General features: G+C 41.5%; 11 protein-coding genes. All 11 read right to left on the reverse strand.

Features of this window, described 5'->3' with window-relative positions:
- Window positions 1-19: 19 nt before the first annotated feature.
- The gene (locus NSB03_RS17425) at window positions 20-379 is read right to left on the reverse strand and encodes a hypothetical protein (RefSeq protein ID WP_371826234.1); all 360 of its coding nucleotides are present in this window, start codon (window positions 377-379) and stop codon (window positions 20-22) included.
- Between the two features lie 36 nt (window positions 380-415).
- Entirely contained in the window at window positions 416-4,441 is a 4,026-nt protein-coding gene (locus NSB03_RS17430; RefSeq protein ID WP_024988433.1) for a hybrid sensor histidine kinase/response regulator transcription factor, read from the reverse strand.
- Window positions 4,442-4,539: 98 nt separating this feature from the next.
- On the reverse strand, window positions 4,540-6,600 hold the full coding sequence (locus tag NSB03_RS17435) for an acetate--CoA ligase family protein (RefSeq protein WP_257466536.1): 2,061 nt from the start codon (window positions 6,598-6,600) through the stop codon (window positions 4,540-4,542).
- Window positions 6,601-6,926: 326 nt separating this feature from the next.
- Window positions 6,927-7,457, reverse strand: a complete 531-nt coding sequence (locus NSB03_RS17440; RefSeq protein ID WP_024988432.1) for a hypothetical protein — start codon at window positions 7,455-7,457, stop codon at window positions 6,927-6,929.
- Between the two features lie 12 nt (window positions 7,458-7,469).
- Complete coding sequence (locus NSB03_RS17445; RefSeq protein ID WP_024988431.1) at window positions 7,470-11,471, reverse strand: DUF6443 domain-containing protein; 4,002 nt, start codon at window positions 11,469-11,471, stop codon at window positions 7,470-7,472.
- Window positions 11,472-11,477: 6 nt separating this feature from the next.
- The gene (locus tag NSB03_RS17450; RefSeq protein ID WP_128824473.1) at window positions 11,478-14,492 is read right to left on the reverse strand and encodes a hypothetical protein; all 3,015 of its coding nucleotides are present in this window, start codon (window positions 14,490-14,492) and stop codon (window positions 11,478-11,480) included.
- Window positions 14,493-14,499: 7 nt separating this feature from the next.
- A complete protein-coding gene (locus tag NSB03_RS17455; RefSeq protein ID WP_159102157.1) occupies window positions 14,500-14,595 on the reverse strand; it encodes a smalltalk protein in 96 nt (31 codons plus the stop codon).
- Entirely contained in the window at window positions 14,592-15,128 is a 537-nt protein-coding gene (locus NSB03_RS17460; RefSeq protein WP_024988429.1) for an N-acetylmuramoyl-L-alanine amidase, read from the reverse strand. The genes NSB03_RS17455 and NSB03_RS17460 overlap by 4 nt, the downstream gene beginning before the upstream one ends.
- Window positions 15,129-15,248: 120 nt before the next feature.
- The gene (locus NSB03_RS17465) at window positions 15,249-15,767 is read right to left on the reverse strand and encodes an HU family DNA-binding protein (protein WP_242358889.1); all 519 of its coding nucleotides are present in this window, start codon (window positions 15,765-15,767) and stop codon (window positions 15,249-15,251) included.
- A 204-nt stretch (window positions 15,768-15,971) separates the two neighbouring features.
- Complete coding sequence (locus tag NSB03_RS17470; RefSeq protein WP_024988899.1) at window positions 15,972-16,841, reverse strand: DUF4373 domain-containing protein; 870 nt, start codon at window positions 16,839-16,841, stop codon at window positions 15,972-15,974.
- 21 nt (window positions 16,842-16,862) lie between these two features.
- Window positions 16,863-17,236 (reverse strand): hypothetical protein (locus NSB03_RS17475; protein ID WP_257466537.1); only part of this gene is annotated, 374 nt, incomplete at its 5' end.

Consider the following 17,236-nt stretch of genomic DNA (forward strand, 5'->3'; position numbering starts at 1 on the left):
GCAGCTTAAGTGTATTTCACTAAAGTTGCGAGTTTTGATTTATATTGAGGGCGTTTTTGAGCTTTTGACACACCCTCCAGTCTCCATTGAAATGATGCTGCAAACTCCCATGAGTATCATTAGGAATGGTACGAAAAGTCGGCAGAATCATATTCCGGTCAATCACCCACTCCCCTGCTGCATTAACACCATAACGCAACACGGTCGAAACTTTCAAACCACTCATTTCAATATGGTCATTATGAGCGCCGTTTACTTTCCAATAAATACTATCCGGTGAGGCGATAGTCCATCGTGCAACTCCACCGGCATATAAAAGATTTGTGCTGAACCAACATACCAGCACGATGAACCACATTATCTTTTGCCCAGTCATCATAGCATTATTAAAACACTTCTACTCAAAAGCAAACCGCTACTCCTTTACATTCGTAAAGTCCTTTGGCAACACTCCGAACTGCTTCTGGAAACATTTTGCAAAATAGGACGGTGAATTAAATCCTACCATATAGCAGATTTCATTGACCCTGTTTTCACCCTCTTTCAGCAGTTGAGCAGCCTTTTTCAGACGCTCCAGACGAAGGAACTCATTCGGGCTGAGATCCAGCACTCCTTTAATTTTCCGATAGAAGTTAGAACGGCTCATATTCAGGTTATCTGCCATGTCATCCATGCTAAATTCAGGGTTGCCATAATTAATTTGGATTACTTCGTTCAACCTCTTAATAAACTCCTCATCAGCTTTTGTTAAGGCCATTGTATTAGCAGCTATAAAAGGAGACTCTGCAAAAGCCTGACGTAATTTTTCCCTATTCTGAATAAGATTAGAAGCACATGCTTGCAGATATTTTACAGAGAAAGGTTTTTCAATATAAGCATCTGCCCCCAGTTCCATTCCCTCTATCTTCGATTGTATATTAGTCTTCGCGGTCAGCAGTATGATAGGGATATGGCTGTAATTCAAATCCGACTTAATCGTCTTGCACAGTTCGAAGCCATCCATTACAGGCATCACGACATCACTTATCACCAGATTCACATAATTGCCGTCCAGTACACGCAATGCTTCCGCGCCATTGGTAGCTGTCAGCACCGTGTAATCTTTCGACAGTTGACGAACCACAAAAGCAAGCATATCCGGATTATCTTCCGCTACCAACACAGTCGGGCGGTTATCCTTCTCTACTGCTTGTTCTGCAGGAGCTTCATTCATTTTATCAGTTTCCACTTCTACTTCCGATGTCAGGGTGATTGTCGTATCTTGTACTATCGGCAAAGTCATACAGAAAGTATTATTCTCCTCCCCTTTTCCCATAGTCAAAGTCCCTTGATGCAGTTCGGCAAGTGAGCGAGAGAGAGCCAGTCCGATGCCGGTTCCGGTAGTTACTTTTCCATTCTCCTGCTCGTTGAAACGAACAAAAGGCTTAAATATCTCCTCTTTCATTGCATCAGGAATGATTACCCCGTCGTTCACCGTGCAGATACGGAATGAATTTCCTCCGTCCTTATCCGGCACTTCCAGCGATATATGCACGTAACTTTCCGCATATTTCACCCCGTTGTTCAGCAAATTGCTGATGATTTTCGTAAATGCTTCCTGATTAACATGGGCATAAAAGTCCTTTTCCGGCATCTGCAGGGTGAAATCCAACCCTTTCTGCTTGGCAAGGGAAGTGAAGCGCACATGCGTTTCTTTCAGTACTTCCGTTATATTACACTTCGCAAAGTTCAGTCGGAATCCCTGACTTTCCGTTTTACGAAAATCGAGCAATTGATTAACCAGGTTCAGCAACCGTTCCGTATTCTGCTTCATGACGTTCAAGTCCTCGCGGGTTTCCATATCCACCTGTTTCTTCAGTATGATATTTTCCAACGGCCCTTTTATCAAAGTCAACGGAGTACGTATCTCATGAGCCACATTCGTAAAAAAGTCAATCTTCGCATTATATACTTCGCGTTCTTTCTCCTGTTCAAATTTCTCCATTTGCCGGCGATGCTTTCTATTACTCCGTCGTTTTAAATAGAGGAATGTATAAACAGAACAACCTATAATCAACAATACATACACAATATAAGCCCAGACGGAAAGATAGAAAGGCGGAAGAATATGTACTTTCAAGGTTATTCCTTCTTCATTCCATACCCCGTCACTATTGGAAACCTTCACCCGGAAAGTGTAATCGCCATACCGCAGGTTGGAGTAAGTGACAATAGGACTCTCGCCTACCGTCAGCCAATCTGTATCAAAGCCGTCCAGCTTATACATTATCTTGCTCATTCTCGGAGCCTGGAAGTCCAGTGCCACCACACGGAAAGAGAAAGAGTTCTGATTGGATTGAAGTACAAGTTCGTCGGAAAAGGTGATGCTCTTCTCCAACGGAGAACCTGGTTCGCCTACATACACTTCTTTGCCAAAGAGCAGAAAATCTGTAATCACGATAGACGGAAGCGACTTGTTCTCTGAAAAGTTCTTGGGATTGAAAGCCACAAAACCGTCGATACTTCCCAGATAGATTGTACCGTCTTCCGTTTCAAAACCTGAACGATAATTGAACTGGTCGCCCAGCAAACCGTTGGAAGTGGTATATACTTTCATAGCTCCGGTGGTAGGCTGGAAACATACCAAGCCATTATTAGTTGTCAGCCAGAAAAGCCCGTCCTTGTCTTCTACAATCTGATAAACGACGTCGTTTGGCAATCCGTCCGCCAGATTATAACTGGTAAAGGTTTCCGTCTCCGGATGGAACAAACAGAAACCGCCGCCCTGTGTCGTGAGCCAAACCTGCCGGTGGGAATCCTCGAAGATACTCACTACCTTGTCGTAAGGAAGGCTTTTCGGATTGCTTTCATCATGCAGGTAATTCTTCCATTTCTTCTCACTCACATTATAACAGTAAGCACCGTTTGCATAAGTTGCCAGCCAAAGGTTTCCACCGGAGTCTTCTTTGATGTCATATACAAACCGGCCGTTCAGTTCCGGAATCCGGTCAAAATCGTCGGACTGCTTATTATAACGCAGCAGGCCGAATAATGTGCCCAAATAAATATCTCCCGTCGTTGTCCGGCAAATAGAGAAAACACTATTATCTATCAAAGAACGCGGTGAATCTGTTTTCCGGTATGTTTTCACAATAGCTCCCGTGCGTGTATCCACCACTTTCACCCCTTTCGAGAAAGTTCCCACCCAAAGATGGTCGCCAATCAGACACAATCCGTGCACGTTCGTAAAGGCATTGCTCGGCGTGAAAAAAGAGAAAGTCTTGGTCTTCGGGTTAAAGCGGTTCAGACCGCCGTCTTCCGTACCAATCCACAAGATTCCCTGATTATCCTGGCAGAATTCACGTACCCGCTTTCCATGCAGCCCGTTTTCTGTCCCTTTCGGATAATATTTCTCGAAATTCGTATAGAAACGGGGATAATAGTTTACGCCGCCGAAATAAGAACCAATCCAGATGCCACCTTCACGATCTTTGCACAGCGAATAAATAGCATTATCGGACAAAGAGTAAGGGTCATTGATCGAACTGCGCAAATGAACAAATTTCCCCAGCCGGAGATTATAAATATAAAGTCCTGACTCTGCGCCAATCCACAGCTCATTGTCGGAAGCCACCAGCAGTTCACGACAAAATACAGATTCCCCGTTCTCATCTGCCAAGAGCAAATCATGCAATCTGTTTGAGGTCAGGTTCAGTTCCTTCACTCCGCCTTTCAAAGAGCCGACATACAGGCAGTTGTATGCCCCTTTCACGAGACTTATTACTACATCGTTCGCATAGATTTCTTTATTATCTATCGGAGAGATATATGGATGGAGCGTTTTCAGACGGTCTTTCGAATAGAAAAGACCGTCACCATAACAGCCTATCCAAAGGGTTCCGCTATTATCAAAGGCGAAAGTCTGCACATTGGTGGTAAGAAAAGAGAAATTCTCTAACGTATAGTTCCGAAGTTTCTCTTTTTCCAGCTCATAGCAGAAGAGACCTTGAGATTCTACCGCCACCCAGACACAACCTTGATTGTCGCCGGAGATTGCAGTCACGGTATGTTCTATTTTCGTATTTTCCACACTCAGTCTGGTGAAATGCTCGAAGAAGTCCTTTTCCGGATAATAAATATAAAGCCCCACATCCGTGCCTACCCAGATATTTCCTTTCTCGTCTTCATAAAGCGCTGTGATGAAGTTGTTGCCGATGCTTCGTTGGCTGCGGTCATCGTGCTTGAATTTGCGGAACGACAGACCGTCATATCTATTCAGCCCGTCTTTCGTACCGAACCACATAAACCCTTGTTTATCCTGCAGAATCGTATTGACTGTATTTTGGGATAACCCGTTCTGCACGCTCAGGTTTTTGAAATAATAATGATCGTCCGCCACTTGTGCATGGCAGCTTATCTGGTAGCAAATAAAACAGAGTAAAAGTATCAGTGCTTTTTTCATAACATACGTGTTTTCAATCTTCCCGTTTCAGTTACCAAATGTAGGCAAAATAACAACGGGAAGATGATAAATACGTCTCAATGAATGAAAAAATCGTCTTATTTCTCTATTCTGATACGGGCATCGACAGCTACAACAGCCTTCTCTGTAGCCAGAAGCGGGTTTATATCCATTTCTTTGATTTCTGTCGCAAATCGGAGCAAGGTAGACAGACGGACTATAATTTCCGCAAATTTATCCTCATTCACTCCTTTCTGTCCGCGTGTCCCCTGGATTATCTTATAGGCGCGCAAAGAATGAATCATCGAATAAGCCTCTTCGTAAGAAAGAGGAGCCAAACCGGAAGATACATCTTTCAATACTTCCACAAAGATACCTCCCAGACCACAAAGCACTACATGCCCGAACTTCTCTTCATACTTCGCACCGATAAAGAGTTCTGTACCTCGCAGCATAGGTTGCACCATGATTGCCTTCGCGTCAGCAATCTGCATCATACGTTCAAACTCCAAAGCCAGATGTTGCTCACTTTTGATGTTCAATACCACTCCGCCAACATCCGATTTATGTACGGGGCCAACGACCTTTGCCACTACCGGGAAACCACATCGGCGGGCGAAAGCGACTACTTCTTCCTTGTTATCCGAAACGAATTCATCTACAAGAGAAATGCCGGCTGCATGAAGCAAAGCCTGTACCTGGTGGGGTTCGATATATCCATCTTGAGGGATAGAATCAATAATGCGGCGAATTCTCGGAACGTCTACTCCGAACAGTTCTATTTCCGGGACTGCCGGTTTAGGAGCATTGACAATACGCGAAAGGGCCGTCCCGAGTGTCACTTCATCTGCAAAGTTCACGTGTCCTTTCGCCAAAAATGCCGCAACCTCCGCTCCGGCGGTATTGATGGAAGGCAGGATCGGGAAAATCGGTTTGCTGCAAACCTGCATCTTCTCATGAAGCACGTCATACATCTCAAACATGGTGACCAATCCCGGTGTTCCGAAGATAGCCATCATGGCATCTATATTTTCAAATTTCTCTTCGCAGTAATCAATGCAGAGGCGCAGGTGTTCGGGAGTTCCCGTAGCAAGAATATCAATCGGGTTTCCAACAGCAGCACCGGGGAAGAGTTGCGATTTCAGTTCTTCCGCCAGTTCACCTTCGAGTTTCGGCACATTCAATCCGCCTTTGCTTAGTGCATCTGTCAGCATCACTCCCGGCCCTCCGGCATGAGTGATAATGGCAAAATTCTTTCCTCTCAATCCAGGCAGAGTAAATACACAGCCAACAGTAGTCAGTTCTTCACGGGAGAAACAACGCACAATCCCCGCTTTACGGAACAAAGCCTCGACAGCAGAATCGGAACTGGCAATAGCTCCCGTATGTGACGAAGCCGCGCGACTTCCGCTCTCCGAACTTCCTGCCTTTATCGCTGCAATTTTACATCCTTTTCTTATCAAGGAAGAAGCATGAAACAATAATCTGTCCGGATTCTGAATACTTTCAATATAGAGTAGTTTGATATGGGAGTCTTTCTCAGGGTCGAAGTTCTCATCCATGAATTGCAGTACATCCTCCACACCAATCTGCTTGGCGTTTCCCACCGACCAGACGGAATTGAACTGCAAGCCTTTGGTTACGGCACTCTCGAGGATAAATACCGCCGTAGCACCGGAACTGGAGATTAAATCCACTCCTTTCATATTCAGATTAGGAATAGGCTGGCTGAACACGCTATGGTGCCAGGTGTTCATCAAACCGATGCAATTAGGACCAATCAGTGAAGCGCCGTACTTATTGACTGTTTCCAATATTCGTTCTTCCAGCAACGCCCCCTCATGAGTTTCCTCGCCAAATCCGGCAGAAAGTATGATAAACGCACGAGTTTGCTTTGTACTAGCCAATGTTTCCACAATACCGGGACACATCACGGCAGGCACAGCCAATACCGCCAAGTCCGTATCAGGCAGCTCCTTCACGTCGGCAAAAGCAGGCACTCCCTGCACTTCCTTCTCTTTCGGGTTCACCGCCCGAAGCTCTCCCTGATAATCTCCGTTTATCAAATTCTTCAATATTGCGCCACCCGGCTTATGTACATTATTCGATGCCCCTACTACAACAATGCTTTCAGGACGAAGCAACTGGGTTGTTATCATATCATACTCTTGTTTTCGTTTAACTTAGGTACAAATATATTCTTTCTTATGAGAAAAAAGAAAGAAAAAGGGGAGAAATCTATGAAGAAATATAGGATAAATGAGGAAAAGACTAAGAAATTATGTGGATTATGCTGACTTATTGAAATTCGAAGCTATTATCTTATCATGCAATTCTTACCATTAGAATAAAGTTCAGACATTCCTATCTAGTTAATCTTAAAAATAGAACCTAAGAAAAAACTACTCCAACATATTAGTCGATAACTTTATGTTAGAGTAGCCATTAATATTCAATAACTGTCAACTTATATCAAGGTAAGACACTATTTTTCCAAACAATGTCCATATCCTATATTAACTATTTGATCATTCTCGTATGAATATGTCCAATACATATCCATGTCTCCCCGAAAGTGCATCTCAAATTGATATTTCTTTGGGTCAATACAAGAGATAGTTGTAGTTCTACCCGTATCTTTTAAAAAAGAATCGGCAAAACCATCACAATAAAAGTCATATCCTCCATAATAAAATATAGCATCCGTCCATTCGGCATGATTTCTAAATTTAGGCGAATAGACAACGCTGATAGTAAGAGTATCACCCGGACTTATCCAAAAAGAAAATGCCGTTTTCATTTTTAAATTTTGATACATAGGACACTCTTCTGCCTTTATTATTATAGAATCCAGTATCGGATACAGCCTTTCTTTTACTTCGCATACCTTTATTTCCTTAGTGATATAATCCTTTGGCTTGTAAGGTTTGAACCGGATGATTTCTTCGCCGGATTTACATCCGGCAAAGTTTATTATTACCCAAATTGCAAGCGATAAATAAACTAACACTTTCATAACTTTTCTATTTTATGGATTAAATACGTTCTTTGTATAATCATAATATCTGCCATTAAACAAAATCCTAAAAGTTGTTTTAGGAGAATGCTGTAATATATTTCTCGCATTACCTTTATCACTTTCTGATGCCACTTTACCATCCGGATGGCTATGGTCTGCCCTTATAACTTGATAACCAGAACGAGCATATCTGTTTATCTGAAAGCTTCCAAGACTTATTGTACCATATTCATGACTTGTTTGAAGTAGATTTACTTTATTACCTTGTACATTTCCCATATAAACATTTCCCCATTCCACATTAGTGTTTTTACTTAAGAAATTCATGATTTTCAGAGACTCTTTATCACTTGATATCACATAAGAATGGTTCGTTATTGTTGCTCCTGTTGCATGCCCATCCTGACTATATATTCTTCCAGTAATTGGTCTAGGACTCATATTCTTTCCCTCCGGTCCAGACAAAATACCCTTGCTAATTTTTATCCCTGTCAGATTACCGGTCTCGTCATAATCTGTCATTGTCTTACGTGAATATTTATCTTTTTTATATATTACATCATACTTTTCACCTCCTTCATCGTTTACTTTTTCAAGATAACCATTTTCGTCAATTGTATAACCAGTATCAGACATTCCTGTTGGGTCAACCCTACTTATCGGATTGTTACTACAATAATGATATGGACTCAATGAGTATGTCTTCTCACACATTGGATCTAATGTCATAAAACGTCCTAAATCCGGTTCGTACCAACGAGCACCAAAATCATATATATTCAAACCGGCAGTTTTGTCATATTCTTTGCCTCCAAACTTATAAGGCTGGACTTCCATACCTACACTTTCAGCATATGATAAACCATACGGATAATAATGCATCTGCTGAATGATAGAATCCGGCCCGGCTACTGCACGGTTATTACCCAAATAGTCTGTTATATAGAAGAAATATTTACCACCTTCTATATACCCTTCATTTAGAAGGATACGTTTTAAATGACCATTTTCAAATATTTTGTTACCAACATATCGAGTAATAGTCCTAGTCGAATTTCCTTGAATAGAATCTACATTATGAATAATACAAAGCTTGATTCCATCCGCAGTATATCCATAATCAATACTACCTGTCATTTCTTCACTGCTAAATTTCACCGACTCAGGCAAAGATAAATAATTATATTCAATATTAGTGATGCCACGGTTTAAATCCGCAACTATAGCTCCATTTTTATCATATTGATATTCAACAGAATAATTAGCACCATCTTTAAAGTCCTCTGATTCAGGACAAATACCTGAAAAATTTTGTTCATCTGTAACCTTTTGTAATTGATTTCCAATATAAGAAAGCTGTAAATCATCAATAGTCCCCCCTTCATCTCCTATATAGTCAACATTCCCCATACGAAGTAAAGATAGCATATTCCCATGTTTATCATATTGATAATCAGAACTAAAAAACGCATTATCTGGTGCATAAGAGTTATCATTCCCTTCAAAATATCTTGCATTAATAAGTTGTGATTTATCATCATAACTGTATGTATATCCTCTAGAGTAATTCTGATACTCTTCGTTATTTGATTTCCATAATTGCCAAGTCATTCCTGATATATTCCCTGAATACGAAAGTCGCTGAGTTCCTCCAAACGGCTCAAATTTATTCTCATAAAAAAGTTGCTGCGTGAAATGAGTACTTTGCACACTATTCAACCATGAACGTATATTATAGTCATAACTCATTCTCAAATCCAAATCATTACGAAATGTACTAGCCTTCAATCTTCCTAATTCATCATACTCATTGCGGCAAAGTGATACTTCTTCTCCATTATTTAACCGATGTTTCCTTTCGACCATTCTTCCGGCATGATCATAAGTAGTCGTATAACGTTCTGTCACTTCCGGCATTGCTCCGGTGGCAGCAGCATAGGCAGTACTCCAATATTTAGAGAACACGCAAGTTTTATTTCCTGTAAAATCATACTGAATACATTCCACCTGAAAGTCTGTCCCATCTTTATTCATCGACTTCACCTGTATAGGGCGTTTTTCATAATCATAGTAGAAAAAAGAGCAGGAAGGAACAGCCTCTCCCATAACACCATTTATGCGTGCGGTCAGCAGTCCCCGATCAGAGTTTTCTCCCCATTCCCATCGAGTTTGAAAAATCGCATCTTCTATCCAATAAGACATTAGATTCTTATATTCTATATGATCCAGCAAGTCATAGTTATCATAATAATTGCAAGAAACTGCTTGTAACTGTTTTAATTGAAGCCCAGGTAACAGATAATAATATGTATTGTAAAGAACAGTATCCATAGTTACCGGAAGAATAGTCTGTTCGGCACTACGAGGTGTTACATTCATCGAAGCACTTTGTATAAAAGCCAGTTCTTCGTCAGACGGCATTTGGCAATAACCATCTATTGCCAGACGTTGAAAATAGTCATACAAAAAGAAGTGGCAAATACCCTTCATTCGTTGTTCTCCATCCTGACTAAGAATCAGCTTATCCGCATTGTCATATACATTAACAATCCAATCACATCCCGGCAGCCGTTTCTTACAACAGCGGTTCCGTTTATCGTACTTATAAATATATGCATATTGATTCATTAATTCCGCATCATCTACCAAACCATCTCCTATGTTATCCACAAGCAATGGTGGTAATACATAAGCCAGGTTTTGGCACTCATCATATACATAGTATGTATCATGCGATTCTCCAGCACATATCTGCCGGGTGAGTAAAAGTTGTCCTAACTTATCACGAAATTCGAAACACGAAGAACCATCCTCATTTTCCTGACGAGAAACAGATAATTGCCCGGTTTCATAACTTCCTGCCTTAGACACTCCCACAGCAGTTGGAATAAAATGACTACAATGAAACAAACTATCATCATTTACCAAACGCTCCTGATGAATAAATTTCTGATTTTCATACCAATTCTGCCCCACTCCACATATTGTAACAATATTCTCTATTGGCGAATCTTCGTACACATTTGTCGAATAGGGGTTTTGATCGTGATATTGCGCAACAGCTTTTACTTTCAATTGCTCTTTGGTAACAAAAGCACCATTGCCAATCGAAGCAGTCGGCAACCAAGTCACAGACAATCTGTTCATGCCATCATACTCCTGGAGAAACACCAAGTCCTGTCTTTTGGGAGTAACTTGCCGTTGCACTTTCTCCGTCGGACGTCCCATTCCATCATAATAATGTACTTCATCCAGAAAACATGCCCCATCACTAGACGTAAATTTACGTACTTGCACATAATTATGCTCCATAGAAGGCATAGATTTGTCAGTTCCCCACACTGGCGGCACAAAAGAAATAGCAAATCCGCAAGGTTTAACTATAGCCTTCATCCAGTGGGCATTATCTGTCCTGGCACAAAAACGGGTATCAAAGTCTACTTCAATTCGTTGCAAAGAGAAACATTCATAACCCGGCGAACCGTGAGAGTTAGCAGCTTCCAAACGGTTTGCTTTATCAGGATTTGACGTGCCATCATAATAAATACTATCTCTCGTTAACCCTGTGTTATCTTTCAAGACTACAGATTCACCGGAATTACTCAAAATAATTTTGCGTTGATAAATTATCTGTAATAGAGGTTCGGCAGGAATCAAATTTGGATAAAGCTGATCAAGAGTAAAAAGCTGCTTCGTATTCTTATCCTTATGTTGATAGGCAAAAAGAATGTGTCCCTTTGGAGGAATAATCGTTCCTTGTGCAATTTTCAGTTGTTCCGTTTTACCTCCGCCAGAGAGTATCCATCCACTCAAATCCACCGGATACATGTAAGAATTAGAAACTTTTATGTATTCCCCATTGCTGTAGTCCATACCTATGGCAATTCTCTCATTCAACGGACTATCATACATGATTTCAGATATGAAGACTTGTTCGTCCTGTGCCCGTACAACAACAGATAACAGGGCCATCATACAAAAGATAACTATATATTTTTTATTTATATTCATGACTTTCTATTTTTTATGATATTCGTATTCTAGTGATTTATAGCCACGCTCGTCTTCTACTCTAATCAGTTCGCCGTCATCATTATACCGATAAAATGTAGACCGCCCGGAAGTATCTTTCATTTGGGTTACACCAACCAGTTCCTTGTGCGCAAAAAACGTAACCATAGTAGCACCAGGTATACTATTCAGGAACTCTTCATGAAAACCGTTGAGAGAACTTCCCTTGAAGGGTACACGATAATCCTCGCTTGGTTGTAATTTCGCCATTACGGTTTGTGGAGATGCACCTTTGACTTCCGCAAGTATATTAAGCCAGCCCCATACATAAGTAGTAACCTGTCCATTCTGATCAACCACTCCAATCAAACGTCCCCAATTATCGTATTGACAAGTATCCTCCTTATAAAGAAAAGAATCAAACGCGAAATCCGGGATTGGCAAAGGAGAAGAAGTCCCCAGTTTCCAATGTTCAGATATCACAGGTAAACCATTATCCATCACCGCATATTTAGCATAACTTCCGCCAATTACTCCTTTGCCTGATATAGAGGTTTGTGTACGGATTGGATACCTCAACATATTCATCGCCAACATCTTATTTTGGGCATCTGTCCTCTGCGATACCGGAATATCCGAAACATACTGGCTTTTCTCCGAAATCCACTTACCGTCAGATGTCTCAACCTCTTTATTTATAACTTGCCCCAATTTATTATAAGTAAAGCGGGTGACTTCCGTATATTGCTTCTCAGAATCATTTTCCGGATAATATATTTTTTCAATTCTCACTAATGGATAATCATCTATAAACGTTTTTTGCTGGTAATGATAAGAATAAGCATTGGCGATAGTCACAAAATACGAAAGGGGTTTAGTGTAATCATAAATATACTTTTCAACATATTTCAATTTCCCTGTCTTACTGTAAGCAGCTTTCTCTATCAACTTTCCCCGTTGAGTATGACGGGAGTCATATTTTGCATAAAATTCATTAATATGCAATGGGCGACGCTCTGATAATTTCCAGTCACTATCCAATATAGATCTAGTTTTTGTCTTATCATAAGGCAAATCCGGCAACAATCGATAGTTACTAAATGTATACTGCCAATAGCTTCCATCCGAAAGGTCTTCGAACACCTGAGGGTAAGAAATATGCGATTCATCTTGGGTTTTAATATAATCACCTTTCATTGAAAAACGCCTTTGAACAATATTACCTTGCAAATCGCGTACTATTTGATGAAAACGAGGATCATGTAATAGAATACCGGACAAACCATATCGCGCACCGTCCTGATCAGACACTCGATAATCAAATAAACGGAAAATACTATCATTGTCATTAGTATAAGTTGTGATTTTGGATATTCTTACTCCACCGGTTGTCTTTCCAAAATATCCTTCTTTTAAATAAGTCTCATTATTATGAGTCAGATCTTTTGTCACTTTAGCGTCATAATCATTCTGTTGATAATAGAATTTTGTATATCCTTTAGTTGGATATGTTATTTTTTGCAACATCCCTTTTCGAGTATAGTCGAAGCGAGGACCATAATCTTCATAATTTCTAATTGTTTCCACATAGTTTTCGTCAACACGATGCAAATGAGGATAGTTTGCATCCCAATCGCCATTACAATATCCCCAAAAATCATATCCGCCACCAAGACGTATAAACGTATCGTTTTCATTATAATAATCAAACGAATAAATTCCGTCACTTGTCACATCTATCTTTTTTAAAAACAATACAGGTCTAAAAGAATCATTTTTCATGTTAGAATAAGAATATGTAAAATTACATTGTTTGACAAGTTCTCCATGACATTCGACTCTTAAAGATGAAAGTTTAGAAATAGTGCGCAAATTTTCCCCATGCCATTTTTCTGGGATTCGTGAACTATATTCAAATGAAATCGATGTATTGTCTATACTAATTCTATCTAATGGTATAAAATGTTCAACTGTATTCAAACAAGTATGCGCTATACGCATCCCATTATCTACTATTGATCCAATTCCCCACTCAAAATCTTGATAATACCAATCTTGAGTCATATCATTATCTTCCCTTTCCTTGTATCGAAAAAGGACACGACGACCATTAGGAGCCTCTACTGTTATCAATTGCCAAGTTAATGTAGGCACTTGAGATAAATTTGTACCCAAAAATCTCTTAGAGAAATCCCCACCATAATATCCTGCCTGCTCTTGAACTTCAGGTTCTGAATCTTTAAAAGTATACACATATCCATCACCTGTCGTTATTTTAAAGACTAAAGTGTTATAAATGGAAACTTGTTCATGTAAAAGTTCTACTTTGATTTCACCTCTAGGACAGTTAGTATGTGCAATATAAATAGTATCAGGTCCCAAATAAAATGTACCCTTATATCCCAGAAAGTCAAAATTGAATTCATCAGGGGTTGTTTCAATTGAATTCCAGCCAAATGGGTATGACGGATAATCCAGTTCAGTTTTTCCCTCTTGTAATAATCGATCATAATCAAACGGTGATTTATATAAACAATGAAAAGCTTCATACCCTCTCAACCAATTAGATGTAGAATGACCTTCATCTGCAACATTATTTATTTTCCTTGTAATGCTTCCACCACATTCTAAATACCAATCAAGCCCAACGTGACCAATAGTTTTACAAGGACGATATCCCGCTGATGAATAACAAAGCCGGATAGGAAGTTCAAAATCTTGATCTTTATATGTATATAGCGGAATATCCACACTCACCCTTCCCGTATATAAATCCGTATCTACCACATCATTTTTACGAAACATAGAAGAAAGGATATCCAATGTGCTTTCGACGGTCGGCATACTACTATTTTGTCCACAAACCGAGAAAACAGATGAAAGCAATAACATACATATTACTACCATTCGTTTTTTTACCAATAAGTTACTCATATTCATTTTATTAAATTTGTTTTTTAAAAGGGTGAAAAGCATATAAATATTATTACTATATGACTTTTCATCCTTTTGCTTTTTCATACCATAATTACAGATTCATCGCATTAGCGCCCAAAACGCCAGCCACGGCCGAAGCCACTGCGATAACCATTTTCAGGATCATATCCCATACGGATTTCTTCATTGCCATAATTTACCTCCTTTCTGTTCTTTAATGTGTTGTGTTACTCTGTGTTCTTCCGTGTTCTCCGCCTGTGCCGTGAATTCTCCGGAATCCTTGAATTCCTTCGCCACATCGAAGCACGGGCACTGTTTAATCCACTCTTCCGGTTCTATCTCACCGTTTCCGTTCAAGTCCGGCGAGAGGTCGCGGTGTCCGCACACCCGGCAGCCGGGAAATCTCTCTTGTAGCTGCCCGACGAGTTGCCGGAGCGTGGAGCGCTGTGCCGGAGTCCGGGTATCTGCCGGGCGTCCCCGGCAATCCAGACCACCTTCATAGCAGATACCTATCGAATGAGCGTTGAAACCTTTGGCGTGTGCTCCGATGCGTTCCACGGGCCGGGTAAGGTACACTGTTCCATCCTTGCGGATGTAGTAGTGATAGCCTGTTCCGTTGAACCCGCGGCGCCGGTGCATCAAGTCCAAAGCTTCCGGTGAGAGTGTAGAATCTCCCCGCGTGGCGCTGCAATGCACCACGATTAAGTTGATAATTCGCATGTTAGTGGATGATTTCTAATTTAGTTAAAAGCCAAATGTTCAGTTATAAGCCAAATGTTCAGTTAAGCCTACGAAGTCTATCGTTTACATTTTGTGTACACTACACTGCCGTGACGTCATTTATGCAGCCGGATCGGGCGTTTCTCCGTCCCCTTCATTACCGTCTCCACCGGGCTTGTCGCTTCCACCGGAGTTGCCGCCTTCCGCGCTACCCGCATCGGAAACGAGTTTGTCATAGCGGACACACTTCGCACCGGTCACCATCGAACGGGTAGCCGTAGTGCGGTCGAGGTTCTTGGTAGTCGCCGGCTGGAAGCGGACGGTAAGCGTAGCCTGTGCAGCCGACACTTCGTCGGAGGTTTCCACACCTCTGCCACGAGCCACCATCACCATGCGGAAGGTGCCGAGACCGTCGACGCTTACGCTTTCCGAAGATTGCAAGTGTTGCGTCATCACCGTCACCAGGTTGTCGAGCGTGTTTTTCACGTCACCAGGAGAGAGGGAAGAGTAGGCGGCTATTTCTTTCGAAAGTTGTGCGGAATCCACGTTTCCCGAACGTACTACTCGGGGATAAAAGAGTTTTTTACCGCTTTTTTGGTCTTCCAGAGTTGACTGGAAGGGTTTGTATAATACTGGCATAATTGTAATAGTTTTTTAGTTGTTAATAATTCTAGTTCGTCTGTGTCTTTAAGCTTATCGACAATGCAAATATAAGGCCTTATTTCCGATTGACAAAGAGATTTTGAAAATGTGCGTTAATAAATTCGTTAATATGAATATTTGTTATATACCGCTTATTTACAATGCATTATGAAGCATAACGGCATCATAACCCTTATTCATTCAGTTATTCAGGATACTCAACAGATAATGACCGGGCAGTTTGATCTTTCCGGCACTTGCCCGGATGACGCTGAAACCCTTCCAGACCTTGCCTCCGATTTCTCCGTAATTACTTTTCAGCACGATTGCATACTGTTCGGAGGGAGGGATACGATAGAGGCGAAGGTTGTCCAACAGTCCGGAAAGGTTGCGCGGATGCCCGTCGGCAGGAGCTTGCATCCGGTCAATATCCGACTGGGTCAGTTCGCGTTTCTTCTTCGCCGGTTTTCTGTTAGAAGAATCTCCTCCCTTTTCTTCCTCATCCCCTCCTTTGGGCAAAGGAGGGTTAGGGAGGATGTTTTCTTTCCTTTCCTTTTCTTTTCTTTTATAGGAGGGTGTTTTTGTTGCAGTATCCGGGGATTCTGTTACAGTATCGGGGGTTTGCGTTACAATATCCGGGGTTTCTGCAACAGTATCCGGAAGGGTGGAGGATGCGGTTTCCTCATCCGGCAGCAGGCAGTAGTCCGGAGAAATATGACGGCGGCTGCGACGTTTAGTGACAAAAAGGAACTGCCGCTGAATGTCGGCGGAAGTCAGGATGCCGTAACGTTCGTAGAGCGAGGAATCGAAGAAACCGTACTCCACAAACAGACGAAGCACCTGGCGGACATTATCGTTGTCCGTGCAGAAGAGCTGGTCGGAGAGTTCGTCATAGAAGTCATCGTCGACATGAATATAATAACCCTCGCCAGAATATAGATAAGACAGGGTATAGAGCAGGATTGTGAAGGCGGAATCGCCTTCACGCTTCATCACACGGCGCACGACACGGTCGTGCATAAAATCGGTATTCAAAGGGAAATAGTCAAGCCCTTGTTTTATTCGTCCCATACTATTGATTGTTTTTATAAATCAGTCGGCCAATTCTAATTCTGGTTTTGGTCCTGATTTTGATTGTAATTGTAATTGTAATTCTAATTCTGATTTTAATTCTGACCCCGATTCAAAGGCTGACCCCGATTCAAAGGCTGAGCCGGACCGGGATTCGGCATCCGGTTCGTATTCAAATTCCGATTCGCGGACTTTCCGCCTTTTCCGTTCAATGCTGGCAGCTACGGTTTCAAGGGCATGCAGAATAAGCTCCCGCCGCAACGTGGGATCTTCCGTAGAGGTAATTACCGGATAATTGCTTTCCCTGTCGTATGCCAAGGAGCGTTTTTCATTCTTCCGGTGGTTCCGGCTGACAGTTTTACGACATTCCTTACAGTAGTTGCCGGGAAGACCGG

The organism is Bacteroides acidifaciens (assembly GCF_024623065.1).
In the GTDB taxonomy this organism is placed as follows: Bacteria; Bacteroidota; Bacteroidia; order Bacteroidales; family Bacteroidaceae; genus Bacteroides; species Bacteroides acidifaciens.

Bases quoted from the DNA above. Each gene is read 5' to 3' on its own strand.
- NSB03_RS17425 (WP_371826234.1), bottom strand. From the start codon at position 379: ATGATGACTGGGCAAAAGATAATGTGGTTCATCGTGCTGGTATGTTGG.
- NSB03_RS17430 (WP_024988433.1), bottom strand. From the start codon at position 4,441: ATGAAAAAAGCACTGATACTTTTACTCTGTTTTATTTGCTACCAGATA.
- NSB03_RS17435 (WP_257466536.1), bottom strand. From the start codon at position 6,600: ATGATAACAACCCAGTTGCTTCGTCCTGAAAGCATTGTTGTAGTAGGG.
- NSB03_RS17440 (WP_024988432.1), bottom strand. From the start codon at position 7,457: ATGAAAGTGTTAGTTTATTTATCGCTTGCAATTTGGGTAATAATAAAC.
- NSB03_RS17445 (WP_024988431.1), bottom strand. From the start codon at position 11,471: ATGAATATAAATAAAAAATATATAGTTATCTTTTGTATGATGGCCCTG.
- NSB03_RS17450 (WP_128824473.1), bottom strand. From the start codon at position 14,492: ATGAAAAAGCAAAAGGATGAAAAGTCATATAGTAATAATATTTATATG.
- NSB03_RS17455 (WP_159102157.1), bottom strand. From the start codon at position 14,595: ATGAAGAAATCCGTATGGGATATGATCCTGAAAATGGTTATCGCAGTG.
- NSB03_RS17460 (WP_024988429.1), bottom strand. From the start codon at position 15,128: ATGCGAATTATCAACTTAATCGTGGTGCATTGCAGCGCCACGCGGGGA.
- NSB03_RS17465 (WP_242358889.1), bottom strand. From the start codon at position 15,767: ATGCCAGTATTATACAAACCCTTCCAGTCAACTCTGGAAGACCAAAAA.
- NSB03_RS17470 (WP_024988899.1), bottom strand. From the start codon at position 16,841: ATGGGACGAATAAAACAAGGGCTTGACTATTTCCCTTTGAATACCGAT.